This window comes from Streptomyces sp. WI03-4A, assembly GCF_033792105.1.
Lineage (GTDB): Bacteria > Actinomycetota > Actinomycetes > Streptomycetales > Streptomycetaceae > Streptomyces > Streptomyces collinus_A.
Genome location: NZ_JARAUO010000003.1, coordinates 322,622 through 348,388, shown reverse-complemented (window position 1 = coordinate 348,388; position 25,767 = coordinate 322,622). Strand labels below are relative to the sequence as shown.

General features: G+C 73.0%; 21 protein-coding genes. 16 read left to right on the top strand and 5 right to left on the bottom strand.

The annotated features are described in order from the left end of the window. The first annotated feature begins 39 nt into the window (after window positions 1-39). The 8 genes from PV343_RS06380 to PV343_RS06345 all read left to right on the top strand — a co-directional run bounded on the left by PV343_RS06380 (window position 40) and on the right by PV343_RS06345 (window position 8,343). Window positions 40-2,793, top strand: a complete 2,754-nt coding sequence (locus PV343_RS06380) for a DNA translocase FtsK (protein WP_319145785.1) — start codon at window positions 40-42, stop codon at window positions 2,791-2,793. A gap of 308 nt (window positions 2,794-3,101) precedes the next feature. Further along, window positions 3,102-3,944 (top strand): helix-turn-helix domain-containing protein, encoded by an 843-nt coding sequence (locus PV343_RS06375; protein ID WP_319145784.1) that lies wholly within the window; start codon window positions 3,102-3,104, stop codon window positions 3,942-3,944. 93 nt (window positions 3,945-4,037) lie between these two features. Further along, the gene (gene rimO / locus PV343_RS06370; RefSeq protein ID WP_319145782.1) at window positions 4,038-5,510 is read left to right on the top strand and encodes a 30S ribosomal protein S12 methylthiotransferase RimO; all 1,473 of its coding nucleotides are present in this window, start codon (window positions 4,038-4,040) and stop codon (window positions 5,508-5,510) included. Continuing rightward, a complete protein-coding gene (gene pgsA / locus PV343_RS06365) occupies window positions 5,507-6,283 on the top strand; it encodes a CDP-diacylglycerol--glycerol-3-phosphate 3-phosphatidyltransferase (RefSeq protein ID WP_319145781.1) in 777 nt (258 codons plus the stop codon). Before rimO ends, pgsA begins: the two co-directional genes overlap by 4 nt. Next, window positions 6,280-6,825 carry a CinA family protein gene (locus tag PV343_RS06360; RefSeq protein WP_319145780.1) on the top strand — a complete coding sequence of 182 codons (546 nt, stop codon included), beginning with the start codon at window positions 6,280-6,282 and terminating at the stop codon, window positions 6,823-6,825. Before pgsA ends, PV343_RS06360 begins: the two co-directional genes overlap by 4 nt. 109 nt (window positions 6,826-6,934) lie before the next feature. Then, window positions 6,935-7,309, top strand: coding sequence for a helix-turn-helix domain-containing protein (locus tag PV343_RS06355; RefSeq protein WP_319145779.1), 375 nt, complete (start codon window positions 6,935-6,937; stop codon window positions 7,307-7,309). 198 nt (window positions 7,310-7,507) lie between these two features. Next, window positions 7,508-7,978, top strand: coding sequence for a Dps family protein (locus tag PV343_RS06350; RefSeq protein WP_319145778.1), 471 nt, complete (start codon window positions 7,508-7,510; stop codon window positions 7,976-7,978). Window positions 7,979-8,064: 86 nt separating this feature from the next. Then, window positions 8,065-8,343: a hypothetical protein gene (locus tag PV343_RS06345; protein WP_319145777.1), complete on the top strand. Its 279-nt coding sequence runs from the start codon at window positions 8,065-8,067 to the stop codon at window positions 8,341-8,343. On the opposite strand, the gene PV343_RS06340 is transcribed toward PV343_RS06345, so the two are convergent. The 3 genes from PV343_RS06340 to PV343_RS06330 all read right to left on the bottom strand — a co-directional run bounded on the left by PV343_RS06340 (window position 8,291) and on the right by PV343_RS06330 (window position 15,125). Further along, complete coding sequence (locus tag PV343_RS06340; protein ID WP_319145775.1) at window positions 8,291-9,055, bottom strand: SDR family NAD(P)-dependent oxidoreductase; 765 nt, start codon at window positions 9,053-9,055, stop codon at window positions 8,291-8,293. The genes PV343_RS06345 and PV343_RS06340 overlap by 53 nt on opposite strands. A 157-nt stretch (window positions 9,056-9,212) precedes the next feature. Continuing rightward, window positions 9,213-10,067 carry an Fpg/Nei family DNA glycosylase gene (locus tag PV343_RS06335; RefSeq protein ID WP_319145774.1) on the bottom strand — a complete coding sequence of 285 codons (855 nt, stop codon included), beginning with the start codon at window positions 10,065-10,067 and terminating at the stop codon, window positions 9,213-9,215. Window positions 10,068-10,124: 57 nt separating this feature from the next. After that, on the bottom strand, window positions 10,125-15,125 hold the full coding sequence (locus tag PV343_RS06330; protein WP_319145773.1) for an ATP-dependent helicase: 5,001 nt from the start codon (window positions 15,123-15,125) through the stop codon (window positions 10,125-10,127). 110 nt (window positions 15,126-15,235) lie between these two features. Here PV343_RS06330 and PV343_RS06325 point away from each other — a divergent pair, with 110 nt between their 5' ends. Genes PV343_RS06325 through PV343_RS06315 form a run of 3 tightly spaced genes read left to right on the top strand, consistent with a single transcriptional unit; the run spans window position 15,236 to window position 17,210 of the window. Next, the gene (locus PV343_RS06325; RefSeq protein ID WP_319145772.1) at window positions 15,236-16,075 is read left to right on the top strand and encodes an AraC family transcriptional regulator; all 840 of its coding nucleotides are present in this window, start codon (window positions 15,236-15,238) and stop codon (window positions 16,073-16,075) included. Between the two features lie 23 nt (window positions 16,076-16,098). After that, window positions 16,099-16,905, top strand: coding sequence for an AzlC family ABC transporter permease (locus PV343_RS06320; RefSeq protein ID WP_319145771.1), 807 nt, complete (start codon window positions 16,099-16,101; stop codon window positions 16,903-16,905). Then, window positions 16,902-17,210, top strand: a complete 309-nt coding sequence (locus tag PV343_RS06315; protein WP_319145770.1) for an AzlD domain-containing protein — start codon at window positions 16,902-16,904, stop codon at window positions 17,208-17,210. Before PV343_RS06320 ends, PV343_RS06315 begins: the two co-directional genes overlap by 4 nt. Before the next feature lie 60 nt (window positions 17,211-17,270). On the opposite strand, the gene PV343_RS06310 is transcribed toward PV343_RS06315, so the two are convergent. Further along, window positions 17,271-18,215 carry a hypothetical protein gene (locus PV343_RS06310; RefSeq protein ID WP_319145769.1) on the bottom strand — a complete coding sequence of 315 codons (945 nt, stop codon included), beginning with the start codon at window positions 18,213-18,215 and terminating at the stop codon, window positions 17,271-17,273. 80 nt (window positions 18,216-18,295) lie between these two features. On the opposite strand from PV343_RS06310, the gene PV343_RS06305 reads away from it, so the two are divergent. Together PV343_RS06305 and PV343_RS06300 are read left to right on the top strand one after the other, a co-directional pair. Beyond that, window positions 18,296-18,490 (top strand): DUF3046 domain-containing protein, encoded by a 195-nt coding sequence (locus tag PV343_RS06305; RefSeq protein WP_020942615.1) that lies wholly within the window; start codon window positions 18,296-18,298, stop codon window positions 18,488-18,490. 59 nt (window positions 18,491-18,549) lie between these two features. Then, window positions 18,550-19,803, top strand: a complete 1,254-nt coding sequence (locus tag PV343_RS06300) for an AI-2E family transporter (protein WP_319145768.1) — start codon at window positions 18,550-18,552, stop codon at window positions 19,801-19,803. 95 nt (window positions 19,804-19,898) lie between these two features. On the opposite strand, the gene PV343_RS06295 is transcribed toward PV343_RS06300, so the two are convergent. Further along, window positions 19,899-20,642 carry a hypothetical protein gene (locus PV343_RS06295; RefSeq protein WP_319145767.1) on the bottom strand — a complete coding sequence of 248 codons (744 nt, stop codon included), beginning with the start codon at window positions 20,640-20,642 and terminating at the stop codon, window positions 19,899-19,901. A 349-nt stretch (window positions 20,643-20,991) separates the two neighbouring features. On the opposite strand from PV343_RS06295, the gene recA reads away from it, so the two are divergent. The 3 genes from recA (at window position 20,992) to PV343_RS06280 (ending at window position 25,750) form a co-directional block, all read left to right on the top strand. Continuing rightward, the gene (gene recA / locus PV343_RS06290) at window positions 20,992-22,116 is read left to right on the top strand and encodes a recombinase RecA (protein ID WP_319145766.1); all 1,125 of its coding nucleotides are present in this window, start codon (window positions 20,992-20,994) and stop codon (window positions 22,114-22,116) included. 3 nt (window positions 22,117-22,119) lie between these two features. Further along, a complete protein-coding gene (gene recX, locus PV343_RS06285) occupies window positions 22,120-22,950 on the top strand; it encodes a recombination regulator RecX (RefSeq protein WP_319145765.1) in 831 nt (276 codons plus the stop codon). A 271-nt stretch (window positions 22,951-23,221) separates the two neighbouring features. Further along, window positions 23,222-25,750, top strand: a complete 2,529-nt coding sequence (locus tag PV343_RS06280) for an ABC transporter permease (RefSeq protein WP_319145764.1) — start codon at window positions 23,222-23,224, stop codon at window positions 25,748-25,750. The last annotated feature ends 17 nt before the right edge of the window (window positions 25,751-25,767 follow it).

Here is a 25,767-nt window from a genome sequence, read left to right as displayed (position 1 = left end):
CACGTGTCCGCCGTCGTCTCCCCCGGTAACCTCACACCCATGGCCTCACGTCCCTCCGCAGCCAAGAAGCCCGCCAAGAAGGCGGCCGCTCCGTCGAAGGCTCCGGCGCGGAAGGCCGCCGCCAGGAAAGCCCCCGCCAAGAAGGCGCCCGCGAGGAAGGTCCCGGCCAAGAAGGCCGCGCCGCCCAGGCCGGCACCGAGCCCGACCGGGGGCCTGTACCGGCTGGTGCGCGCCCTGTGGCTGGGCCTGGCGCACGCCGTCGGCGCCGTCTTCCGGGGCATAGGGCAGGGCGCGCGCAACCTCGACCCCGCCCACCGCAAGGACGGCGTGGCGCTGCTGCTGTTCGGCATCGCGCTGATCGTCGCCGCCGGCACCTGGGCCGATCTGCGCGGTCCGGTCGGCGACCTGGTGGAGATCCTGGTCACCGGCGCCTTCGGCCGGCTCGACCTGCTGGTGCCGATACTGCTCGCGGTGATCGCGGTGCGGTTCATCCGGCACCCGGAGAGGCCGGAGGCCAACGGCCGCATCGTGATCGGTCTGTCCGCGCTCGTCATCGGCGTGCTCGGCCAGGTCCACATCGCCTGCGGCTCGCCCGCCCGCAGCGACGGCATGCAGGCCATAAGGGACGCCGGCGGCCTGATCGGCTGGGCGGCGGCGACCCCGCTGACGTACACCGTGAGCGACGTGCTCGCCGTACCGCTGCTGGTGCTGCTGACCGTCTTCGGACTGCTCGTGGTGACCGCCACTCCCGTCAACGCCATCCCGCAGCGGCTGCGCGCGCTCGGCGTGCGGCTGGGGCTGCTGCCCGACCCGGAGGAGTACGAGACCTCCGAGGACGACGAGCGGTACGACGAGCAGTGGCGTGAGGCGCTGCCCGCGCGCCCCCGAAAGCGCCGGGGCGCCCCTCAGGGATACGACCCGGACGGCGCCGAGGAGGAGGCCCTCTCGCAGCGCCGCGGCCGCCCCAGGCGGTCCGCGGTGCCGCAGCCCGACCCGCAGCGCCGGATGGACGCCGTGGACGTCGCGGCGGCCGCCGCGGCCGCGCTCGACGGCGCCGTCATGCACGGCATGCCGCCGTCGCCGCTCGTCGCCGACCTCACCCAGGGGGTCGGCGTGGGGGAGCGCGAGGACACCACGCCGGTGCCCACCCCGGCAGCCGCCCCCGAGCCGGCACCCGCGTCCGCCCCGGTTCCCGCGCCGGCCGCCCGGCCCGAGCGGGAGACGGTCCAGGTCGCGAGCGTCCCCGACCTCACGAAGGCCGCCCCCGACGCGCCTCGCGAGCTGCCCCCGCGCGCGGAGCAGCTCCAGCTCGCCGGGGACATCACCTACGGGCTGCCGGCGCTCGACCTCCTCACCCGGGGCGGGCCCGGCAAGGCGCGCAGCGCGGCCAACGACGCGATCGTCGACTCCCTGCGCAACGTCTTCTCCGAGTTCAAGGTGGACGCCGACGTCACCGGCTTCACCCGGGGCCCGACCGTCACCCGCTACGAGGTCCAGCTCGGCCCCGCCGTGAAGGTCGAGCGGATCACCGCGCTCACCAAGAACATCGCCTACGCCGTCGCCAGCCCCGACGTGCGGATCATCAGCCCCATCCCGGGCAAGTCCGCGGTCGGCATCGAGATCCCGAACACCGACCGGGAGATGGTCAACCTCGGTGACGTGCTGCGCCTGGCGGAGTCCGCCGAGGACGACGACCCGATGCTGGTCGCCTTCGGCAAGGACGTCGAGGGCGGGTACGTGATGCACTCGCTGGCGAAGATGCCGCACATGCTGGTCGCGGGCGCCACCGGCTCCGGCAAGTCGTCCTGCATCAACTGCCTGATCACCTCGGTCATGATGCGGGCGACCCCGGAGGACGTCCGGATGATCCTCGTCGACCCCAAGCGCGTCGAGCTGACCGCGTACGAGGGCATCCCGCACCTGATCACGCCGATCATCACCAACCCCAAGCGGGCCGCGGAGGCCCTGCAGTGGGTCGTGCGCGAGATGGACCTGCGCTACGACGACCTCGCCGCGTACGGCTTCCGGCACATCGACGACTTCAACCGGGCGGTCCGCGAGGGCAAGGTCAAGCCGCCGGAGGGCAGCGAGCGGGAGCTGCATCCGTACCCGTACCTGCTGGTGATCGTGGACGAGCTGGCCGACCTGATGATGGTCGCCCCGCGGGACGTCGAGGACGCGATCGTGCGCATCACGCAGCTCGCGCGCGCGGCCGGCATCCACCTGGTGCTGGCGACCCAGCGCCCGTCGGTCGACGTGGTCACCGGTCTCATCAAGGCCAACGTGCCCTCGCGGCTGGCGTTCGCCACCTCCTCGCTCGCCGACTCCCGGGTCATCCTCGACCAGCCCGGTGCCGAGAAGCTGATCGGCAAGGGCGACGGGCTGTTCCTGCCGATGGGCGCGAGCAAGCCGACCCGTATGCAGGGCGCGTTCGTGACCGAGGCCGAGGTCGCCGCCGTCGTCCAGCACTGCAAGGACCAGATGGCGCCCGTCTTCCGGGACGACGTCACTGTGGGCACCAAGCAGAAGAAGGAGATCGACGAGGACATCGGCGACGACCTCGACCTGCTGTGCCAGGCGGCCGAGCTGGTGGTCTCCACCCAGTTCGGGTCGACGTCCATGCTCCAGCGCAAGCTGCGCGTCGGCTTCGCCAAGGCGGGCCGGCTGATGGACCTCATGGAGTCCCGCAACATCGTCGGACCCAGCGAGGGCTCGAAGGCGCGTGACGTCCTCGTGAAGCCTGACGAGCTGGACGGCGTGCTCGCGGTGATCCGCGGGGAGTCCGACGGCTAGCAGGCGGGGACTGGGCCGGTTGCCCGCCCGGCGTGCGGAACCCGGCGTGTCGGGTTACGCCGGCTGGCGGCACGACCGTGATCCACCCGTTAGAGAGCGGCGGGCAACCGTTTCCCTTTGCCGTACGTCAAGTTGAGCGAAAGGACAGCTACCGACCCCGATACGGGGTAGGTGTCTGTCCCCGCCGTCGGAATGACCGGCCTTTCCGATTGGCGTACAAGTAGCACCGCCCGGTTGCCCCACCCTTTCGCTCCCGCCCTAGACTGATCCTCCAGCACAGGTGGCTCACACGCTCGAAAGGCGCCCCCGTGTCCATCGGCAACTCCCCTGAAGACGAGCGTCCGTTCCCAGACATGTCCGAGGAAACCCATACCTCCGTCGGGCGCGCCCTGCAGCAGGCGCGCATCGCGGCCGGGCTCACCGTCGACGCTGTCAGCAGCGCCACCCGTGTCCGTATCGCCATCGTGCACGCCATCGAGGCGGACGACTTCGCCCCCTGCGGCGGTGACGTCTACGCGCGCGGGCACATCCGCACGCTGGCCAGGGCCGTGCACCTCGACCCCGCACCACTGATCGCGCGGTTCGACGCCGAGCACGGCGGACGGCCCGCGCCGACCCCGGCGGCCCCCCTCTTCGAGGCGGAACGTATCCGCCCCGAGCGCAGGGGCCCGAACTGGACCGCGGCCATGGTCGCCGCGATCGTCGCCGTCGTCGGTTTCGTCGGGTTCACCGCCTTCAAGGGCGGCGGCGACGGGAACGACGCCAAGTCCCAGGTCGCCGAGGGCGCCACCACCACGCCCGGCAAGACCGCCTCGCCCACCCCCAAGAAGGGCAAGCCCGCCGACCCGACCCCGGAGGCGTCCGACAGCGCCATCGCGGCGGCCCCGCAGGACAAGGTCACCGTCCAGGTCAGCGCGCCGGGCGGGCGCAGCTGGATCTCCGCCAAGGACCACAACGGCCGGATGCTCTTCGACGGGCTGCTGAAGAAGGGCGAGTCCAAGACCTTCCAGGACAACTCCAAGATCAACCTGATCCTCGGCGACGCCGGCGCGATCCAGCTGTACGTCAACGGCAAGAAGATCGAGGACAACTTCCGGCCCGGCGCCGTGGAGCGCCTCACGTACACCAAGGGCGACCCCGAGGCCGGATGAGGGCCCGCGGGCGGAGCGGATGTGACGGGGTTGGCCGGGATCGGCCAACCCCGTCGACGTGGGTCGTCAGTGAGACAAAGTAGTCTTGAGCCCATGCCTGAACGCCGTACCGTCGCACTAGTCACTCTCGGCTGCGCCCGTAACGAGGTGGACTCGGAGGAGCTCGCAGGCCGTTTGGAGGCGGACGGCTGGCAGCTCGTCGAGGACGCCGCGGACGCCGATGTCGCCGTGGTCAACACCTGTGGCTTCGTCGAAGCCGCCAAGAAGGACTCCGTCGACGCCCTGCTGGAGGCCAACGACCTCAAGGACCATGGCAGAACCCAGGCCGTCGTGGCGGTGGGCTGCATGGCCGAGCGGTACGGCAAGGAACTGGCCGAGGCGCTGCCCGAGGCCGACGGCGTGCTCGGCTTCGACGACTACGCCGACATCTCCGACCGCCTGCAGACCATCCTGTCGGGCGGCATCCACGCCGCCCACACCCCGCGCGACCGCCGCAAGCTGCTGCCGATCAGCCCGGCCGAGCGCCAGGAGTCGGCCGCCGCCGTCGCGCTGCCCGGCCACGGCCCCACCGACCTCCCGGAGGGTCTCGCGCCCGCCTCCGGCCCGCGCGCGCCCCTGCGCCGCCGGCTGGACGGCTCCCCGGTCGCCTCGGTCAAGCTCGCCTCCGGCTGCGACCGGCGCTGCTCCTTCTGCGCCATCCCGTCCTTCCGCGGCTCCTTCATCTCCCGCCGCCCCAGCGACGTGCTGAACGAGACGCGCTGGCTGGCCGAGCAGGGGGTGAAGGAGATCATGCTGGTCTCCGAGAACAACACCTCCTACGGCAAGGACCTCGGCGACATCCGCCTGCTGGAGTCCCTGCTGCCCGAGCTGGCCGAGGTCGACGGCATCGAGCGGGTGCGGGTGAGCTACCTGCAGCCGGCCGAGATGCGCCCCGGCCTGATCGACGTGCTGACCTCCACCCCGAAGGTCGCCCCCTACTTCGACCTGTCCTTCCAGCACTCCGCGCCCGACGTGCTGCGCGCGATGCGCCGCTTCGGCGACACCGACCGCTTCCTGGAGCTGCTCGACACCATCCGGAGCAAGGCCCCGGAGGCCGGCGTGCGCTCCAACTTCATCGTCGGCTTCCCCGGCGAGAGCGAGTCGGACCTGGCCGAGCTCGAGCGCTTCCTGACCGGCGCCCGCCTCGACGCCATCGGTGTCTTCGGGTACTCCGACGAGGAGGGCACGGAGGCGGCGACGTACGAGAACAAGCTCGACGAGGACGTCGTCGCCGAGCGCCTCGCCCACATCTCCCGGCTCGCCGAGGAGCTCGTCTCCCAGCGGTCCGAGGAGCGCGTCGGGCAGACCGTGAGCGTCCTCGTGGAGTCCGTGGACGACGAGGAGGGCGTGTACGGCCGTGCGGCGCACCAGGCGCCGGAGACGGACGGCCAGGTGCTGCTCACGAGCGGCGCGGGCCTGAGCGTCGGACGTATGGTCGAGGCGAAGGTGGTCGGCACGGAAGGCGTCGACCTGGTCGCCGAGCCGCTGGCGGGCTCGTTCGGGTGTAGCGAGGAGGCGGGCAGATGACCGGAGTCCCGGCATCCGCCGCGGGCGGCTCCTCCGGCGCGCAGGGCGCCCGGGGTTCCGCCGCCGCTGCCGACGGCGCCGCCTCCGGAGTCTCCGGCCCGGTTTCCGGCCCCGCGGGTCGGGCCGCGGAGTCGGAGGACACGCGGCCCGTGCGCGGCGGCAAGCTGACGGCCGCGGCCGTCAACCAGGCGAGCGTCTGGAACGTCGCCAATCTGCTGACGATGCTGCGGCTGCTGCTCGTGCCCGGATTCGTGGCGCTGATGCTGGCCGACGGCGGCTACGACCCGGCCTGGCGCTCGCTCGCGTGGGCGGCCTTCGCCATCGCCATGATCACCGACCTGTTCGACGGGCATCTGGCGCGCACCTACAACCTGGTCACCGACTTCGGGAAGATCGCCGACCCCATCGCCGACAAGGCGATCATGGGTGCGGCGCTCGTCTGCCTCTCGGCCCTGGGCGATCTGCCGTGGTGGGTCACGGCCGTCATCCTCGGCCGGGAACTCGGGATCACCCTGCTGCGTTTCCTGGTCATCCGCTACGGCGTGATCCCCGCGAGCCGGGGCGGCAAGCTCAAGACGCTCACCCAGGGCGTGGCCGTCGGGATGTACGTCCTGGCGCTGACCGGGTGGCTGGCCACCCTGAGGTTCTGGGTGATGGCCGCGGCGGTCGTCCTCACCGTCGTCACCGGCCTCGACTACGTGAGACAAGCCATTGTGCTGCGCCGGCAGGGAATCGCCGAGCGCGCGGCGGCGTTGGAGGAGAAGCAGCGTTGAGTTCACCGGCCACCGAAGTGGTGCGACTACTGACCGTGAGGGGCGAGAGCCTCGCCGTGGCGGAGTCGCTCACCGGTGGACTGGTGGCGGCGGAGATCACCACGGTCCCCGGGGCCTCCAAGATCTTCCGCGGTTCGGTCACCGCGTACGCCACCGCGCTCAAGCACGAGCTGCTGGCGGTGGACGCCACTCTCTTGGAGCAGCGGGGAGCGGTGGATCCGCAGGTCGCGGCCCAGATGGCGGCCGGGGTGCGCAAGGCCCTGGGAGCCGACTGGGGGATCGCGACGACCGGTGTCGCGGGCCCCGATCCACAGGACGGGCAGCCCGTCGGGACGGTGTTCGTGGCCGTGGACGGCCCCCCCGCGCCGGGCTCTGGTTCTGCCGGTGGCGGAAAAGTGGAGGCCCTGCGGTTGAACGGCGACCGTGCGGAAATTCGTATGGAGAGTGTACGGAGCGTACTCGCACTGCTTCTGAAGGAGCTTGCGGGCGAACAGACCGGGAATGAGCGGGCACAGGATACGGAACGGAACGGGGGGTTTTGATGTTTACAGCCCTGAGTGAACACGACATCGCTCCCCGCACGGCCGCGGCGCGAGGCGGTACGGTGGGGCGAGAAGGATGCGGCTACGCGGTCCGAGGAGGGAGCCACCGATGATTCTGCTCCGTCGCCTGCTTGGTGACGTGCTGCGTCGGCAGCGCCAACGCCAGGGCCGTACTCTGCGCGAAGTCTCCTCGTCCGCCCGAGTCTCACTCGGCTATCTCTCCGAGGTGGAGCGGGGGCAGAAGGAGGCTTCCTCCGAGCTGCTCTCCGCCATCTGCGACGCGTTGGACGTACGGATGTCGGAACTGATGCGCGAGGTGAGCGACGAACTGGCGCTCGCCGAGCTGGCCCAGTCCGCCACGGCCACCGAGTCCGTGCCCACGCCGGTCCGTCCGATGCTGGGTTCCGTGTCGGTGACCGGAGTGCCACCGGAACGGGTGACCATCAAGGCGCCCGCCGAGGCGGTGGACGTGGTCGCGGCGTGACGTCCGCCTGCGCGGCCTGACGACCCCGATACGTGCGAAGCCCCGGCCGGGCTTCCCAGGGAGACCTGGGAGGGCCCGGCCGGGGCTTTCGTGTGGTGCTCACGTGTGATCCGTGCCTCTTTTTCGTCCATTTGCCGGTATTCGGCGCGGCCGTCATGGTGGAGGGACGTGCCGGCCCCGAGCCCCCGGAGGAAACGGATGTACGTCGTGAAGAGCCCGTTGCCCGACGACGATCTGAAGACCGTGGCCGAGGCGCTGCAGGGCGCCCTGGTCGACCTCGTGGACCTCGCCCTGGTCGCCAAGCAGGTCCACTGGAACGTCGTCGGACCTCGCTTCCGCTCCATCCACCTCCAGCTCGACGAGGTCGTCGACTCCGCGCGCACCCACTCCGACACGGTGGCCGAGCGTGCCTCCGCACTCGGCGTCCCGCCCGACGGGCGTGCGGCCACGGTGTCCTCCGCCAGCGGCATCGGGAGCACCCCGGCCGGCTGGATCAAGGACACGGACGCGGTACGGGCCCTGGTGGACGCCCTCGGCGCCGTGATCGTCCGGATGCGGGCGCGGGTGAACGGGACCGGCGACGCGGACCCGGTGTCCCAGGACATATTCATCGGGATCACCGCGGACCTCGAGAAGCACCACTGGATGTTCCAGGCGGAGAACGCCTGACGGGCGGGGTCCTGCACCTGTGAGCCCTCGGTGCGCCTCCCGCACGGGTCTCGTGGCGTTCTAGCGTCCGGCTGGAGGTGACGGCCATGGTGAGGCGGGTGGCGCGCTGGGGGGCCGCACTCGGGCTGGGAGCCCTGTGGTGGTGGGCGGTGCTGCGCATCGCCCTCGGCACCGGCTCCGGTGTGATCGAGGGAGCCGTGGTGGTCGGCGGCTGGGGGCTGAGCGTGCTGCCCGTGCACTGTGTGCCCAAGCGGCAGGCGGCCGGTGCCGTCGAGAAGGGGCGCTGGGCGGCCGCCTGGCGGACGGCGGACGCTACCAGGGCATCGCCACGCCCCCGTTCGGGCGCAGGATCTGGCCCGTCATGAACGCCGACGCGTCCGACGCCAGGTACAGCACGGTGTGCGCGACGTCGTCGGGCTCGCCGACCCGGCCCAGCGGGGACATCCGCGCCATCAGGCCCTCGGTGTGGGCCTGGACCTGCCGGTCGTGGCGGGCGGTCATGGGCGTGCGGACCCAGCCCGGGGCCACCGCGTTGACCCGGATGCCGTGCCGGCCCACCTCGGTGGCCAGCGTCTTCGTCAGCTGCACCACGGCCGCCTTGGCCGCGCCGTAGCAGAGCAGCCCGGGCCCGCCGGTGTCGACGGCGCCGGATGCCATGGTGACGATGCTGCCCGGCGTGTCGTGGGCGAGCATCGAGCGGGCCGCCTCCTGGCAGGCGTACAGCACGCCCTTGAAGTTGACGTCCAGCACCCGGTCCAGGTCCTCGTCGCGGGTGTCCAGGACGGGGCTGCTGTGCATGATCCCGGCGATCGCCGCCATCACGTCCAGGCGCCCGGCGGCGCGGACCGCCGAGGCGAGCGCGGTCCGGTCGGTGACGTCCAGCACGTGGGTACGGGCCGTGCCGCCGCCCTTCCCGATCAGCTCGGCCGTGCCGTGCAGGCCGTCCGCGTCCCGGTCGGCGCAGTGCACCGCGGCGCCCGCCTCGGCGAGCAGAACGGCGCAGGCTCGGCCGATGCCGCCGGCGGCTCCGGTGACGAACGCGGTGTGTCCGGTGAGGTCGTACGCCTTGACGGGCATACCACGACCGTACGAGCGTTTCTGACGACCCGTCAATTAGTGGTCCCGCAATTGGCGGGCCGGTGAACAGGAGGGGGCGGCGGTCAGTCGGGCGGTGATCAGGGGGGCGGCGGTCAGTCGGGCGGTGATCAGGGGGGCGGCGGTCAGTGGCCGTCAGTCAGCCGGACACGGACGGGCGGCGGGGATAGCGCTCGCGGAACTTCTGCGCCTGCCCCGGTGCCGGCGCGGGGCCCGCCTGGCAGTTCGGGCACCAGTAGGTGGGGCGCTCCTGGGAGCCGTCGCCCTGGTCGGCGACCCGGACCCGCGTCCCGCAGCGCAGACAGGGACGGCCCGCCCGGCCGTAGACGAACAGGTCCTGCCGGGGCAGGCCCGTGGTCCTGCGGACCGGGCGCTCGCGGTTCGCCTCCAGCAGCTTCTTGGAGAGCGCGGTCAGCATGGTGGCGCGGTCCGTGGGCAGGGCCCCGATCGGCAGCCAGGGGGTCACGCCGAGCAGGAAGCACAGCTCGCTCTTGTACACATTGCCGATCCCGGCGAGATTGCGCTGGTCGAGCAGGGCCTCGCCGAGGGCGCGGCCCGGATCGGCGAGCAGGTTGCCGAGGGCACGCTCGGGGTCCCAGTCCGGGCCGAGCAGATCCGGGCCCAGATGACCGACCGCCCGCTCCTCCTCGCCGGTGCGCAGGAACTCCAGCACCGGGAGGCGGTAGCCGACCGCCGTGCGGTCGTCGGCGCCGAGGATCGCCCGGATCTGGTGGCCCGGGCCCCCGCGCCAGCGCTCGTCCGGGGCGTACACCTTCCAGGCGCCCTCCATGCGCAGGTGCGTGTGGAGGGTCAGGTCTCCCTCGAAGCGGGTGAGCAGGTGCTTGCCGCGCGCGATCGTGTTCAGGACCGTGCGGCCGGTGAGGTCGACCGTCGCGTACTTCGGCACCCGGAAGTCGCTGCGGTTCACCACCCGGCCCGCGAGGGCCTCGTGCAGCCGCCGCGCGGCCTGCCAGACCGTGTCACCTTCGGGCATGCGTCAAGGGTGCCACGACGGAGTGAGGCGTGACGGTCCGCCGCTGGACCGGCGGGGTCATGCCCGCAGGCGCAGACCGCGCGGGGTCGCGACGAAGCCCGCCGCCTCCAGGAGGGTGCCCATCGGGGAGGTCAGCGACTGGGCGCCGTTGACCCGCTCCACCGTGACCGTGCCGAGAGAACCCGCGCGGGCGGACGCGGCCAGGGCTTCCGCCGCGATCCGCAGACGCGGGTCGTCGGCAGCGGCGGCGTCCGGGGCGGAGGGCCAGGCCAGCAGGGTCTTGCCGCCACGCTCCATGTACAGCGCGAGCTCGCCCTCCACCAGCACCACCAGCGAGCCCGCCTTGCGGCCCGGCTTGTGCCCGGCCCCGGTCGGCGGCTCGGGCCACCCAAGGGCGGCGCCGTAGGCGTTGGCCGGGTCGGCCGCCGCGAGGACCACGGCCCGGGGATCGGGTGACGACGAGCGCGCGCCGCGGGCGCCGAAGCCGCGGCCCGCGGACGAGCCGTAGGGCGCGCCCGTGCCACCGCCCCGCGGGCCGCCGTAGCCGGGGGAGGCGAACGGGTCGGCGGCCGGCTCCTGGTCACGGGGCGAGACGTAGTCACCGGGGTGTCGCTTCTGGGCGCGGCCGAAGTCGCCCGGGGGCGCGGGGTGGTCCTCAGGGGGCAAGATGAAGTCGCCGTCGAACCCCGGGTGGGCCAGGCCGCCGTCGGCCTGCTCGAAGACGTCCGGTGCCGTGTGGCCGCCGTCCGGGAAGGGCGCCGGGGTGCCGTCGCCGCCGAAGCCGTTCGGATACGCGGGGGCGGGCGCCTGCTCGCCCCGCTCACGGGCGGTGGACACCGCGCGGAGACGGTCGACCGCGCCGTCCATCGCGAACTGGGCGGCGCCCAGGCCCTCGACCACGTAACCGCGTCTCGCCTGGCCGCTGTCCTCGAAGACGGACAGCACGCGGTACACCGCCGAGAAGCCGCCCTCGACGCCCTCCGCGCCGACGGCACCCCGGGTGACCACCCCGTGCCGGTCGAGCAGGGTGCGGGCCAGCGCGTGGGCGCGCACCGTGGCGTCCGGTTCGGCGGCGGGCAGCAGCGACCAGCGGCCTGCCACCGTGGGCGGTCCGGTGCGGGAGGCGGCCCGGGCGGCGGACGTCAGGGAGCCGTAACGGCCGCGCGGGACGGAGCGCTTGGCCCGGTGGGCCGTCGATCCCGCCGTGCGGCCCGAACCCAGCAGGGAGCGCATCGGGGCGAGGGTGTCGTTGGTCAGCCGCCCCGACCACGCCAGGTCCCACAGGGCGTCGGCGAGCTGCGGGTCGGTGGCCTCGGGGTGGGTGGTGGCCCGCACCTGGTCGGCGATCTGACGGAAGAACAGGCCGTAACCGCCCGACAGCGCGTCCAGGACCGACTGGTGCAGTGCCGTGAGCTCCAGCGGGTGCGGCGGCGGCAGCAGCAGGGGAGCGGCGTCCGCCAGGTACAGCGAGACCCAGCCGTCCTTGCCGGGCAGCGCGCCCGCCCCGGCCCACACCACCTCGCCCGCGGCCGTGAGTTCGTCCAGCATGGAGGGCGTGTAGTTCGCCACCCGGGACGGCAGGACCAGCTTCTCCAGCGCCGAGGCGGGCACCGAGGCGCCCTGCAACTGCTCGAGGGCGCGCACCAGTCCGTCGACTCCCCGCAGCCCGTGCCCCTTGCCGATGTGCTGCCACTGCGGCAGGAACTGTGCGAGCGCGGCCGGCGGCACCGGCTCCAGCTCGTGCCGCAGCGCGGCCAGGGAACGGCGGCGCAGCCGGCGCAGTACGGTCGCGTCGCACCACTCCTGGCCGATGCCCGCCGGATGGAACTCGCCCTGCACCACCCGGCCGCTCGCGGCCAGCCGCTGCAGAGTGCCCTCGGTGACCGCCACGCCCAGGCCGAAGCGGGCGGCAGCGGTGGCCGACGTGAACGGGCCGTGCGTACGCGCGTGCCGCGCGAGAAGGTCGCCCAGCGGATCCTTCACCGGCTCGGTGAAGGCCTCGGGGACACCGACCGGCAGCGCCGTGCCGAGCGCGTCGCGCAGCCGGCCCGCGTCCTCGACGGCCGCCCAGTGGTCGGCGCCGGCGATACGGACCCTGATGGCCCGGCGGGCCGCGGCCAGCTCCCGCGCCCACTGCGGGTCGGCGCCCCGCTCGGCCAGCTCCGCGTCGGTCAGCGGCCCGAGCAGCCGCAGCACGTCCGCCACCCCCTCCACGTCCTTGACCCGGCGGTCCTCGGTCAGCCACTGCAGCTCGCGCTCCAGCTCGGCCAGCACCTCCGCGTCGAGCAGCTCGCGCAGCTCCGCCTGGCCCAGCAGCTCGGCCAGCAGCCGGGAGTCCAGCGACAGCGCGGCGGCACGGCGCTCGGCGAGCGGGGAGTCACCCTCGTACAGGAACTGGGCCACGTACCCGAACAGGAGCGAGCGGGCGAACGGCGACGGCTCGGGCGTGGTCACCTCGACCAGGCGGACCTTGCGGGACTCGATGTCGCCCATCAGCTCCACGAGCCCGGGGACGTCGAAGACGTCCTGGAGACACTCGCGGACCGCCTCCAGGACGATCGGGAACGAGCCGAACTCACTGGCCACCTGGAGCAGTTGCGCCGCCCGCTGGCGCTGTTGCCACAGCGGCGTGCGCTTGCCGGGATTGCGGCGCGGCAGCAGCAGCGCGCGGGCGGCGCACTCACGGAACCGGGAGGCGAACAGGGCGGAGCTGCCCACCTGCTCGGTGACCACCTGGTCGACCTCGCCCTTGTCGAAGGCGATGTCCGCCGCGCCCACCGGGGCCTGCTCGCTGTCGTACTCGGCGCCGGACCGCACAGGCTCCTGGTCGAGCAGGTCCAGGCCCATCAGATCGGCGTCGGGCAGGCGCAGCACGATGCCGTCGTCGGCGTGCATCACCTGCGCGTCCATGCCGTACCGCTCGGACAGCCGGGCGGCGAGCGCCAGCGCCCAGGGGGCGTGGACCTGCGCGCCGAACGGGGAGTGGACGACCACCCGCCAGTCGCCCAGCTCGTCCCGGAAGCGCTCGACCACGATCGTCCGGTCGTCCGGGACATGGCCACAGGCCTCGCGCTGCTCGTCCAGATACGACAGCACGTTGTCCACCGCCCAGGCGTCCAGGCCGGCGGCGAGCAGGCGCAGCCGGGCGTCGTCCTTGGACAGCGAGCCCACCTCGCGCAGGAACGCGCCCACCGCGCGGCCCAGTTCCAGCGGACGGCCGAGCTGGTCGCCCTTCCAGAACGGCAGCCGGCCCGGGACACCCGGCGCCGGGGAGACCAGCACCCGGTCCCGGGTGATGTCCTCGATGCGCCACGAACTCGTCCCCAGGGTGAAGACGTCCCCCACCCGGGACTCGTACACCATCTCCTCGTCCAGCTCACCGACCCGGCCGCCGCCCTTCTTGGGGTCGGAACCGGCGAGGAAGACCCCGAAGAGGCCGCGGTCGGGGATGGTGCCGCCGGAGGTGACGGCGAGGCGCTGGGCGCCCGGGCGGCCGGTGATCTCGCCGGTCACCCGGTCCCACACCACGCGCGGGCGCAGTTCCGCGAACGCGTCGGACGGGTAGCGGCCCGCGAGCATGTCGAGGGTGGCCGTGAACGCCGACTCGGGCAGCGAGGCGAAGGGGGCCGCGCGGCGGACCGCGGCGAGCAGGTCGTCGAACTGCCAGGTGTCCAGCGCCGTCATGGCCACGAGCTGCTGGGCCAGCACGTCCAGCGGATTCGCGGGGATCCTCAGGGACTCGATGGCGCCCGTGCGCATCCGCTCGGTCACCACCGCCGACTGGACCAGGTCACCCCGGTACTTGGGGAAGACCACGCCGGTGGAGACGGCGCCCACCTGGTGCCCCGCGCGGCCCACGCGCTGCAGCCCGGACGCCACCGAGGGCGGCGACTCGACCTGCACGACCAGGTCCACGGCGCCCATGTCGATGCCCAGCTCCAGGCTGGACGTGGCGACCACCGCGGGCAGCCGGCCCGCCTTGAGATCCTCCTCCACCAGGGCGCGCTGCTCCTTGGAGACCGAGCCGTGGTGCGCGCGGGCGATCACCTGCGGCGCGCCCTGGGACGCGCCCGAGCCGCCCATCAGCTCGGCCGGGGAGTGGTGCTCGTCCAGCGGCTCCCCGGTCGCCCGCTCGTAGGCGATCTCGTTGAGCCGGTTGCACAGCCGCTCGGCCAGTCGCCGGGAGTTGGCGAACACGATCGTGGAGCGGTGGGACTGCACCAGGTCCGCGATGCGCTCCTCCACGTGCGGCCAGATCGACGGCCGCTCCGCGCCCTCGGCGCCGTCGGCCGCGGGGGAACCGCCCAGCTCACCCATGTCCTCGACCGGGACGACCACGGAGAGGTCGAACTCCTTGCCGGACTCCGGCTGGACGATCTCCACCTTGCGGCGCGGCGAGAGGTACCGGGCCACCTCGTCCACCGGGCGCACGGTCGCCGACAGACCGATCCGGCGGGCCGGCTTCGGCAGCAGCGCGTCCAGCCGCTCCAGGGAGAGCGCGAGGTGCGCGCCGCGCTTGGTGCCCGCGACCGCGTGCACCTCGTCGAGGATCACCGTCTCGATGCCCGTCAGCGCGTCGCGGGTGGCCGACGTCAGCATCAGGAACAGCGACTCGGGGGTGGTGATCAGGATGTCCGGCGGACGCGTGGACAGCGCGCGCCGCTCGGCGGGCGGGGTGTCACCGGAACGGATGCCCACCTTCACCTCGGGCTCGGGCAGGCCAAGGCGCACGGACTCATGGCGGATGCCCGTCAGCGGGCTGCGCAGGTTCCGCTCCACGTCGACCGCGAGGGCCTTCAGCGGGGACACGTACAGCACCCGGCAGCGCTTCTTCGGGTCGGCCGGGGGAGGCGTCGAGGCGAGCTGGTCCAGGGCGGCGAGGAACGCGGCCAGCGTCTTGCCCGAGCCGGTGGGGGCCACCACCAGCACGTCCGAGCCCGCCCCGATGGCCTGCCAGGCGCCCGCCTGGGCCGCGGTGGGCGCGGAGAACGCCCCCGTGAACCAGCCGCGGGTCGCGGGCGAGAAGCCGTCGAGGGCTCGGTGTGCGGAGCTGACCATGCCCTCCATCCTGCACCCGGGCACTGACAATCGCGCTGAGCTGGGCGAACGATCGGGCAGGCGGCTCGGCGGCCCGCCGTCGTCCCGCCGGCGTGGCGGAGAATGGACGCATGGCGGGATCAGCGGAGCGGGCACGGCACTGGCGGTACGAGCAGCTCCCGGGCGTCGACCTGCTGCGGGCCCGGTACATCCGGAAGACCTTCGTCCGGCACACCCACGAGAACTTCGTGATCGCGGCCATAGCCGACGGCGTCGAGGTCTTCCACCACCGCGGCTCCGACGTGTCGGCGGGCGCCGGGGCCCTCGCCCTGGTCAACCCGGACACACCCCACACCGGCCGGGCCGGCGTGCCCGAGGGCTGGCGGTACGGCGCGGTCTACCCGCCGCCCGAGGTGGTGGCCGAGATCGCGGCCGAGACCACCACCGTCCGCGGCACCCCCGGCTTCGTCAGCCCCGTCCTCGACGACCCCTACACCGTCCGCCTCGTCCACCAGGTGCTCCGCGCCGCCGACGAGGGCAACGCCCTGGCCGCCGACACCCTGCTACGGGTGGCCGTGACCCGGCTGCTGCGGCTCAACGGCGGACCGTTGCCGCAGCGGCGGACGCGGACGGCCGGAGAACGGATCGCCGCACGCGCGCGTGAGGTGCTGGAGGAGCGGATCGCCGAGCCACCGACCCTGGAACGCCTCGCCGCCGACCTGGGAACCAGCCCGTTCGCCCTGCTGCGGGCGTTCCGCGACACCTACGGCATGCCGCCCCACACCTGGCTGACCGACGTCCGGGTACGACGGGCACGGCTCCTGCTGGACGCGGGCACGGCACCCGCCGAGGCGGCCGTCGCCGTCGGCTTCACCGACCAGCCGCACCTCAACCGGCACTTCACCAGGATCGTCGGCGTGCCCCCGGGCGCCTACCAGCGCGAGCGCAAGAACGTACAAGACCAGGACTGACGTCCGCACGTACGGTGCGAGGCGTGGCACAACAGACAGCACCCCCGGACACGTCCGCCGAGGACATCCACAAGCCCGACTCCGCCGTCGTGCGGGACGCCCTGGGCGTCGGCGTCGCCGTCGGGCTCTCCGGGTTCGCCTTCGGGGTGACCTCGGCCGGCAGCGGACTGAGCCTCCTCCAGAGCTGTGCGCTCAGTCTGCTGGTGTTCACCGGCGCCTCTCAGTTCGCCCTGGTAGGCGCGCTCGCCGCCGGCGGCAACCCGTTCACCGCCGCCGCCGGGGCCTTCTTCCTGGGGGTGCGCAACGCGTTCTACGGACTGCGTCTGTCGCAGTTGCTGGCCCTCCCGCGCGCGGTTCGGCCGCTGGCCGCGCAGTGGGTGATCGACGAGACTACGGCGGTGACCCTGGCCCAGCCGACCCGGCGGGCCAGGCGGCTCGGCTTCACCGTCACCGGGCTCACGCTGTACCTGCTGTGGAACCTCACCACCCTGCTCGGCGCGCTGGGCGCGAAGGCCATCGGCGACACCGACGCCTGGGGTCTGGACGCGGCCGGCCCCGCCGTCTTCCTGGCCCTGCTCGCCCCGATGCTCAAGACCACCACCGAACGCGCGGTCGCGGGCCTCGCGGTGCTCCTCGGCCTCGGCCTGCTGCCCGTGCTGCCCGCCGGCGTACCGGTCCTGGTGGCGGCCCTGGCGGCTCCGCTCGCGCTGGTCGCCGAGGGGCGGCGGCGCCGTCGTGGAGCTGATGGGGCAGGCCGTTCGGACGAGCCGGACGGAACCGATGGCGCGGATGGACCGAGTGGATCGGCCGGATCGGAGGAGGGGCGTTGAACACCTGGATCGCGATCGGCGTGACCGCGCTCGGCTGCTACGTCGTCAAGCTGGCCGGCCTTCTCGTACCGGCGCAGGCGGTCGAGCGGCCGCTGGTCCGGCGGCTCGCCGCCCTGCTGCCCGTCGCCCTCCTCGCCGCGCTCACCGCCCAGCAGACGTTCGCCCACGGGCACGCGCTGGTGCTGGACGCCAGGGCCGCCGGGCTCGGGGCGGCCGCCGTGGCTCTGGTGCTGCGCGCACCGTTCCTGCTGGTCGTCGCGGCGGCCGTGGTGGTGACGGCGGGAGTACGGGCGATCGGCGGCTGACCTCGGCAGGACCGGGGCGGCCGCGCACCGGATCGGGCCCCGGTTCGGGCTCCGGCGGGCTCAGCCCACGAAGCGGCCGTGGGCCCTGAGGGTGCGCAGGGCCTCGATCGTCACCATGGGGCGTGCCTCGAAGGCCGGGACCGCTGCCCACCGGCGCCAGCGGATCGGCCAGCCGCCGTCCTCCTGCTGCTCGGCGGCGAGGAAGTCCAGCGAGCGGGCCATCTCCTCGTCCGTGAACCACCCGCGCGCGAGCGAGCGCGGGGTCCTGGCGAAGTCGTGCGGGAAGTGGTGCTCGCCGGGGGCGTAGCCGGACGCGACCGGGTAGGCGTCCAGGCGGTCCGGGTCCAGTGCCGCCAGCCGCTGCTCGCGCACCAGGCGGCCGAGCCGGTCGGCCGCCGCCTCCGCGCGCGGGCGGTCCGGGGCGGAGTCCAGGAAGGCCACGGCGGCCTCCACCTCGTAAGGGTGGGACTTGTCCAGGGACTCCACGGCCTGCCAGCAGAAGTCGGTGGCCCGGAAGAGCCAGGCGTGCCACACCTCGTTGCGGTGCAGCACGCCCACCACGGGCCCGGTGGCGAGCAGATCGCTGGGCGGGTCCTCCAGGACCGGGACGAACGGCGCCGCGGGATAGCCGCGCTGGCTGGGATGGATGGCCGGCAGGGCGCCGTCCGCCGTGGAGACGGAGGTCAGATAGCGGCACACGCGTTCCACCCGCTGCCCGCCGCACCGCCCGGTGGCGTCCAGGACGCGCAGCGCGTGCGCCGTGTGCAGAGGCTGGCTCACGGGGCCGCGCAGATCGGGTTCCAGCGCGTGGCCGTACCCGCCGTCCTCATTGCGGTAGGCGTTCAGCGCGGCCTCCACGGGATCGGCGGCGCCGTTCAGGAAGTGGTACGCGAAGAGCCGCTGCTCCAGCACGCGCGCGGTGAGCCAGACGAACTGTTCGGCGCGGAAGAGCGGGGAGCGCGCCGGGGGCGTAGGGGGGAGTGGGGAAGCTCCTGTTTCGGCCATGCGACAGACCGTAGGACGGAAAGCGGTCTCGGCAGGCGGTCACCGGCAGGGCCCACCCCCAGGGGCGGGATACTGGAGTCATGCGGTTGACGGTCTTCTGGCAGCGGATGGCGGAACACTTCGGTCCGGGGTACGCCGACACCTTCGCGCGCGATCACGTGATGACGGAGCTCGGCGGACGCACGGTGAACGAGGCGCTCGACGCGGGCTGGGAGGCCAAAGAGGTGTGGCGCGTGGTCTGCTCGGTGATGGACGTGCCCGGTGAGCGGCGCTGAACGGCCGCGAGGGTCCCGGTCCGGGGCGTGCTGTCGGTGGCGTAAGCGACACTAGGCCCGTGGCACCCACTGACGACAACGAGCCGGCGGACCGGCACGCAGCAGCCCCGACCGTGACGACGCCGCCGCCCGCCCGGCAGCCGGCCGACGACGCCGTCGCGCAGGCGGGCCGCCGCATGCCGCGCTGGCTGCCGCGCGCCATGGTGCTCGCGCTCGCGCTCATCGCCGCGTTCCAACTGGGCAGCTGGGCGTTCCACCAGCTCACCGGGCTGCTGATCAACATACTGATCGCGTTCTTCCTCGCCCTCGCCATCGAGCCCGCGGTGAGCTGGATGGCGTCCCGCGGCATGCGCCGGGGGCTCGCCACCTTCCTCGTCTTCCTCGGGCTGACGATCGTCACCGCCGGCTTCATCACGTTGCTCGGCTCGATGCTGGCCGGCCAGATCATCAAGATGGTCGAGGGCTTCCCGGACTACCTGGACTCGGTGATCCACTGGGTCAACCAGACCTTCCACACGGACCTCAGACGCGTCGACGTCCAGGAGGGCCTGCTCCACTCCGACTGGCTGCGCAAGTACGCGCAGAACAGCGCGGCCGGGGTGCTCGACGTGTCCGCCCAGGTACTCGGCGGCCTCTTCCAGCTGCTCACCGTCGCGCTGTTCTCGTTCTACTTCGCCGCCGACGGCCCCCGGCTGCGCCGCGCCCTCTGCTCCGTCCTGCCGCCCGCGCGCCAGGCGGAGGTGCTCCGTGCCTGGGAGATCGCCGTCGACAAGACGGGCGGCTACCTCTACTCGCGGGGCCTGATGGCGCTCATCTCCGGGATAGCGCACTACATCCTGCTCCAGGCCCTGGGCGTGCCCTACGCGCCCGTGCTCGGCGTCTGGGTGGGGCTCGTCTCACAGTTCATCCCGACCATCGGCACCTATCTCGCGGGTGCGCTGCCCATGCTGATCGCGTTCACCGTGAACCCCTGGTACGCGGTGTGGGTGCTGGTCTTCGTCGTGGTCTACCAGCAGTTCGAGAACTACATGCTGCAGCCGAAGCTGACCTCGAAGACCGTCGACATCCACCCGGCGGTCGCCTTCGGCTCGGTGATCGCGGGCACCGCGCTGCTGGGCGCGGTCGGCGCGCTGATCGCCATCCCGGCGACGGCCACGCTCCAGGCCTTCCTGGGGGCGTACGTGAAGCGCTACGCCGTCACGGACGACCCACGGGTGCAGGGACACCGTCCGCGGGGGACCGGCGGTACCGGGGCGGGCACGCGCATGCGGCGGCTGTGGGCGCGGCAGCCGCGCACGGAGGAGTCCGCCTAGGGCCTCCTCGTAGGGGCTCCTCCGTGGGGGTGCCCGTGCGGAGTACGGCCGGGGCGGGCCGGAAGCGCGGGACGAGCGGACGGGATGGTGCGCCTTCAGTACGTGAGGACCGCCCACACTCCCGTACCCGCGACGGCCGCCGCGTAGCAGCCCGTCGCGGCGGCCACGATCCGCCACCGCGTCCGCTCGCTCCAGGAGGTGCGGGACAGCGCCCAGGCCAGCAGCGGCAGGACCAGGACGGCGTGCAGGCTCACTCCGTGCAGCGGCTTGAGCGGAGCCGTCGAGTGGTAGGCGGCCTCCTGGTGGCCGGTCCGCGTCAGGACGACCCCGCGCGCGATCATCGCCGCGCCCGAGGCCAGTGCCAGCAGCAGGATCGCGAACCCCGAGCGCACCGCGAGCGGCATGCCGGCGGGCCCCGTCGGCCGGTGCCGGAAGGAGGCGACGGCGAAGACGGTGAGCAGCACCACCAGGACCCCGCCGCCCACCGCGAGCGTCATGGACACCGCCGTGTCGAAGGGGGTCTCCATGTTCAGGTGCGAGGGCACCCGGCGCCACGCCTGGAGCGTGATCCCCCCGACCTCCACCACACAGTCCACGGCGAGGACGAGGAGCAGGGCGGCGCGCGTCCGCGGTGGTGTCCGCAGGTACGACGTGACCCAGGTGAGCGCGATCAGCGTCAGCCCGAAGGAGAGCCCGAAGGTCACAGGCTTGCGCCAGGAGACGGGGCCGTACCAGGGGCCCCCGTCCACCGCGAACACCAGCAGATGGACGAGACCGGAGAGCACGAGGAGCGCTCCGGTGGCGTGGCACAGGCGCTCGACGAGGCGCGGATTCTTCATGGCCCAAGGTTCCGGGCACCACCCCCGCGCGGTCGTCGTCCCGTCGGAGGCACCCGGTCTACGACCCCGGGAGCAGCCGCGGGCGCGGCCCCGGACAGCGGTCGGGAACCGCGGCCGGGAGGGGCATCGGGCCGGGCGTTGGGTCGGGCGTGGCACGCTTGACACGAAAATCGAACATCCATTCTTATGGAGGCTCAGGCGCGACACCCGGCAGGGAGTTTCGACAGGGTTTGGCCCGAGATATCCCCCTGTTATCCACAGGCCGGGCCGACGTCGGGGCGCATTGTCAGTGGCAGGCGTTAGCGTCTTTGACGTGAAGCGATCGACTCAAGCAAACCGGGTGGAACCCATGGCAGGAACCGACCGCGAGAAGGCGCTCGACGCCGCGCTCGCACAGATTGAACGGCAATTCGGCAAGGGCGCGGTCATGCGCATGGGCGAGCGGTCGAGGGAGCCCATCGAGGTCATCCCGACCGGGTCGACCGCGCTCGACGTCGCCCTCGGTGTCGGTGGTCTGCCGCGTGGCCGTGTCGTGGAGATCTACGGCCCGGAGTCCTCCGGTAAGACGACCCTGACCCTGCACGCCGTGGCCAACGCCCAGAAGGCCGGCGGCCAGGTCGCCTTCGTGGACGCCGAGCACGCCCTCGACCCCGAGTACGCGCGCAAGCTGGGCGTCGACATCGACAACCTGATCCTCTCCCAGCCGGACAACGGCGAGCAGGCGCTCGAGATCGTGGACATGCTGGTCCGCTCCGGCGCCCTCGACCTGATCGTCATCGACTCCGTCGCCGCGCTCGTCCCGCGTGCGGAGATCGAGGGCGAGATGGGTGACAGCCACGTCGGCCTCCAGGCGCGGCTGATGAGCCAGGCCCTGCGGAAGATCACCAGCGCGCTCAACCAGTCCAAGACCACCGCGATCTTCATCAACCAGCTCCGCGAGAAGATCGGCGTGATGTTCGGCTCGCCGGAGACCACGACCGGTGGCCGCGCGCTGAAGTTCTACGCCTCGGTGCGCATCGACATCCGCCGCATCGAGACCCTGAAGGACGGCACGGAGGCGGTGGGCAACCGCACCCGCTGCAAGGTCGTCAAGAACAAGGTCGCCCCGCCCTTCAAGCAGGCCGAGTTCGACATCCTCTACGGCCAGGGCATCAGCCGCGAGGGCGGCCTGATCGACATGGGCGTGGAGCACGGCTTCGTCCGCAAGGCCGGCGCCTGGTACACGTACGAGGGCGACCAGCTCGGCCAGGGCAAGGAGAACGCGCGCAACTTCCTCAAGGACAACCCGGACCTGGCCAACGAGATCGAGAAGAAGATCAAGGAGAAGCTGGGCGTCGGTGTCCGGCCGGAGGAGCCCGCCGCCGAGCCTGGCGCGGACGCGGCGGTGACCACCACGGCCGACGACGCCAAGACGGCACCCGCCCCGGCGGCCGCCAAGGCCACCAAGCCCAAGGCCGCAGCCGCCAAGAGCTGACCCGTGACGCGACGAACCGACTGGGCCGAGTACGAGTACGCCTCACCCGGTGCCCCCCGGGGGAGGGGCGCCGGGAGCGACACGGGCTCCGCCGCGGCCGGTGACGACGGATACGGGGGCGAAGGGCACGACCCGCACGACGGACACGGTGACGGCGGCACGGAGCCGGGCGGCGAGCCCTACGGGGGAGACTCGCCGCGCCGCGGCCCCCGGGGGGCCGCCGGACCACGCGGCGGCCGGGGACGCGGACGCCGCAGGGGCGGCTTCGGGGAGCCGTCCGGAGAGGACGAAGGCACCCCTTCCTCGTCGAGGGCCGAGCGGGGGGAGTCTTCAGGGGACCCGGCTGAGCGGGCGCGGGCGATCTGTCTGCGCCTGCTCACCGGGACCCCGCGCACGCGCAAGCAGCTCGCGGACGCCCTGCGCAAGCGGGACATCCCCGAGGATGTGGCCGACGAGGTGCTGTCCCGCTTCGAGGAGGTCGGGCTCATCGACGACGGCGCGTTCGCGGACGCCTGGGTGGAATCCCGGCACCACGGCAGGGGGCTTGCCCGGCGCGCGCTCGCCCGGGAACTGCGTACCAAAGGGGTCGACTCCGCGCTGATCGACGAGGCCGTCGGGCAGCTCGACTCCGAGCAGGAGGAGGCCACGGCCCGCGAACTGGTCGCGCGCAAGCTGCGGTCCACCCGTGGCCTCGACCGCGACAAGCGGCTCCGGCGGCTCGCCGGGATGCTCGCCCGCAAGGGCTACTCCGAGGGCCTGGCCCTCCGCATCGTCCGGCAGGCCCTGGAGGAAGAGGGCGAGGACACGGAGTTCCTCCAGGACGAGGGCTACTGACGGCCGGACGCCCGGCCGAGGGCGAGGCGTCGGGCTGAGCGCGAGGCGTCCGGCCGACGCCCCTGCGGCGCGGCCCGGGACCCACCACCGGCCGGTATCCGCATGGCCGACACGTACGGGGGTGGGGCTAGCCCCCGCTCAAGACGCCAGGCCACCGCAGTGATTTTGGACCCGGGCACGAGCGAGTCTGTAAGCACGCCCCGGAACACGGCCACGCCGTGACCGGCAGGCGCACGGACTCCGCGACGCACAACAGAAGAGGCCCGCCCCCATGATGCTGCGATACGCCCTTCAGACCGTCCGCGCCCGCATGGCCGGCTTCCTCGGCGCCTTCCTCGCCCTGATGTGCGCGGCAGCCCTGATCACCGCCTGCGGCACCCTCCTCGAGACCGGGCTGCGCGGCGCGATCCGCACCGAGCGCTACGCCGCCGCTCCCGTCGTGGTCTCCGCCGACCAGTACGTCCACCACACCAAGGTCAAGCACAAGAAGGGCAAGACCAAGGTCAAGCACAAGGCGAAACCCATCGCCGAACGCGCATGGCTCTCCGCGGACCTCGGTACGACACTCGCCCACACCCCCGGCGTCGCCCGCGTCGTCCCCGAACTCACCTTCCTCGCTCAGCCGCTGACCCCGTCCGGCACCGGCGACCGCACTGCCTACGGACACGCCTGGGACTCCGCCGCGCTGACGCCCTACCGGCTGACCGCCGGCCGCGCCCCCCAGGCGGCCGGGGACCTCGTCATCGACGACGCCCTCGCCGCACGCGCCCACCTCCGGCCCGGCGACCGCCTCACCGTGCAGTCGACACAGTCCCCGCGCAGCTACCGCGTCACCGGTGTCGCCACACCGGCCACGCCCGTACGCCACCAGACCTCCCTGTTCTTCTCCACCGCCGAGGCCCGACGGCTCGCCGCCCACCCGGGACAGGTCACCGCCTTCGGCGTCCTCCCGGCCGAGGGCACCGACCCGGCCACCGTGCGGCAGGCCGTGACCCGGGCGCTGCACGGCACCACCGCCCAGGTCAGCACCGGAGACGCCCGCGGACCGGTGGAGTTCCTCGACGCGGCAGCCGCCCGCACCCGGCTGGTCAGCATGGGCGGCGCGATGGGCGGCACCTCACTGCTGGTCGCGGTGCTCGTGGTGGTGGGCACCTTCGCGCTCACCGTCCAGCAGCGCCACCGCGAACTCGCCCTGCTCCGCGCCATCGCCGCCACACCTGGACAGATCCGCAAACTGCTCGGCCGGGAGGCGCTGATCGTCGGCGCCGCGGCGGGCACCACCGGCGCGCTGCTCGGGCTGCCGCTGGGCGGCTGGCTGCACTCCCGGTTCGTCGCCCTCGGCGCCGTACCCGTCACGCTCCAGCCCAGTGTCAGTGCCTTCCCGCCGCTGGCCGCTCTCGCCGCCACCCTGCTGGGCGCCTGGGCGGCGGCCCGGATCGCCTCCCGCAGGATCGCCGGTATCAGGCCGGCCGAAGCCCTGGCGGAGGCCAGGACCGAACGCACCCGCCCGGCCTGGGGCCGGATCGCCGCCGGACTGCTGCTCCTCGCCGGCGGGATCGTCCTCGTCGCCGTCCTCACCTCCCTGCGCACCGAGCCCGCCTCGACTCCCGTGACCTTCCTCGCCGTTGTCGTCCTGTGCACCGCGGTCGCCCTGCTCGGCCCGCTGCTCGTCAAGGCCGCCGCGCTGCTGCTCGCCGGCCCGCTGCGGCTCACCGGCCAGGGCGGCCGCCTCGCCACCGCCAACCTGCGCGGCAACGCCACCCGGATGGCCTCCGTCGTCACCCCCCTCACCCTGCTCATCGGCATGACCTGCACCGTGCTGTTCGTCCAGTCGACCCTCGGCGGCGCCGCCCGCGCCCAGGCACGCGAGGGCGTCACCGCGAACTGGGTGGTCGCCGCCCAGGGACCCGGCGTCCCCGGCGAGGCCGCGCAGCGGCTGCGCGCCCAGCACGACACCGTCACCGAAGTCGTCCGCACCACCATCCGGGTCGGCCTCGACAAGTACTCCGCCCAGGGCGTCACTCCGGCCGGTCTGGCCCGCACCTGGGACCCGGAGGTCACCGCCGGCTCCCTCGGCGATCTCGCCCCCGGCACCGTCGCCGTCAGTGAACTGGCCGCCGACCAGCACCACCTGAGGCCCGGAAGCACCCTGAAACTCACGCTCGGCGACGGCACGCCCGCCACGCTCACCGTCGCCGCCGTCTACGCCCGGGGTCTCGGCTTCGGCGATCTCACCTTCGCCCACGACCTCGTGGCCCGCCACGTCGACAACCCGCTCGCCTCCTCCGTCCTCGTCAGCACGCCCCGTACACAGAAAGAACTCGCGATTACCCTCCGTGAGTTCCCGGGACTCCGGATTCTTTCCCCGGCTGCCGCGGACTCCCTCCAGGCCGACCGGCAGCAGGCGAACGCCGAGGTCAACTATCTGGCCATGGGGCTTGTCCTGGCGTTCACCGCCATCGCGGTCGTCAACACCCTCGCGATGTCGGTCGCGGAACGTGTCCGGGAGTTCGCCCTCCTCCGCCTCGCCGGCGCAACTCGCCGCCAGGTGCTGCGGGTCCTGCGCACCGAGGTGCTGACCGTGTCGCTCCTCGCCACGGCACTCGGCAGCGGCATCGCCCTCGCCGTGCTCTCCGCGTTCAGTGTGGGCATGACCGGCCGGGCCGCTCCCACCGTCACGCCGCTGCTCTACGTCACGGTGGTCGCGGTCGCCGCCCTCCTCGCCCTCGTCTCCAGCGCCGTACCCGGACGCGCGGCACTGCGGGTACCGGCGGTGACGGTGGCCACGGCGAAGGAGTAGGACCACCGGAAGGAGCC

Excerpts from the sequence above, each read along its gene's own strand:
- PV343_RS06380 (WP_319145785.1), top strand. The coding sequence starts at position 40 with ATGGCCTCACGTCCCTCCGCAGCCAAGAAGCCCGCCAAGAAGGCGGCC.
- rimO (WP_319145782.1), top strand. The coding sequence starts at position 4,038 with ATGCCTGAACGCCGTACCGTCGCACTAGTCACTCTCGGCTGCGCCCGT.
- pgsA (WP_319145781.1), top strand. The coding sequence starts at position 5,507 with ATGACCGGAGTCCCGGCATCCGCCGCGGGCGGCTCCTCCGGCGCGCAG.
- PV343_RS06355 (WP_319145779.1), top strand. The coding sequence starts at position 6,935 with ATGATTCTGCTCCGTCGCCTGCTTGGTGACGTGCTGCGTCGGCAGCGC.
- PV343_RS06350 (WP_319145778.1), top strand. The coding sequence starts at position 7,508 with ATGTACGTCGTGAAGAGCCCGTTGCCCGACGACGATCTGAAGACCGTG.
- PV343_RS06345 (WP_319145777.1), top strand. The coding sequence starts at position 8,065 with ATGGTGAGGCGGGTGGCGCGCTGGGGGGCCGCACTCGGGCTGGGAGCC.
- PV343_RS06340 (WP_319145775.1), bottom strand. The coding sequence starts at position 9,055 with ATGCCCGTCAAGGCGTACGACCTCACCGGACACACCGCGTTCGTCACC.
- PV343_RS06335 (WP_319145774.1), bottom strand. The coding sequence starts at position 10,067 with ATGCCCGAAGGTGACACGGTCTGGCAGGCCGCGCGGCGGCTGCACGAG.
- PV343_RS06330 (WP_319145773.1), bottom strand. The coding sequence starts at position 15,125 with ATGGTCAGCTCCGCACACCGAGCCCTCGACGGCTTCTCGCCCGCGACC.
- PV343_RS06325 (WP_319145772.1), top strand. The coding sequence starts at position 15,236 with ATGGCGGGATCAGCGGAGCGGGCACGGCACTGGCGGTACGAGCAGCTC.
- PV343_RS06310 (WP_319145769.1), bottom strand. The coding sequence starts at position 18,215 with ATGGCCGAAACAGGAGCTTCCCCACTCCCCCCTACGCCCCCGGCGCGC.
- PV343_RS06305 (WP_020942615.1), top strand. The coding sequence starts at position 18,296 with ATGCGGTTGACGGTCTTCTGGCAGCGGATGGCGGAACACTTCGGTCCG.
- PV343_RS06295 (WP_319145767.1), bottom strand. The coding sequence starts at position 20,642 with ATGAAGAATCCGCGCCTCGTCGAGCGCCTGTGCCACGCCACCGGAGCG.
- recA (WP_319145766.1), top strand. The coding sequence starts at position 20,992 with ATGGCAGGAACCGACCGCGAGAAGGCGCTCGACGCCGCGCTCGCACAG.
- PV343_RS06280 (WP_319145764.1), top strand. The coding sequence starts at position 23,222 with ATGATGCTGCGATACGCCCTTCAGACCGTCCGCGCCCGCATGGCCGGC.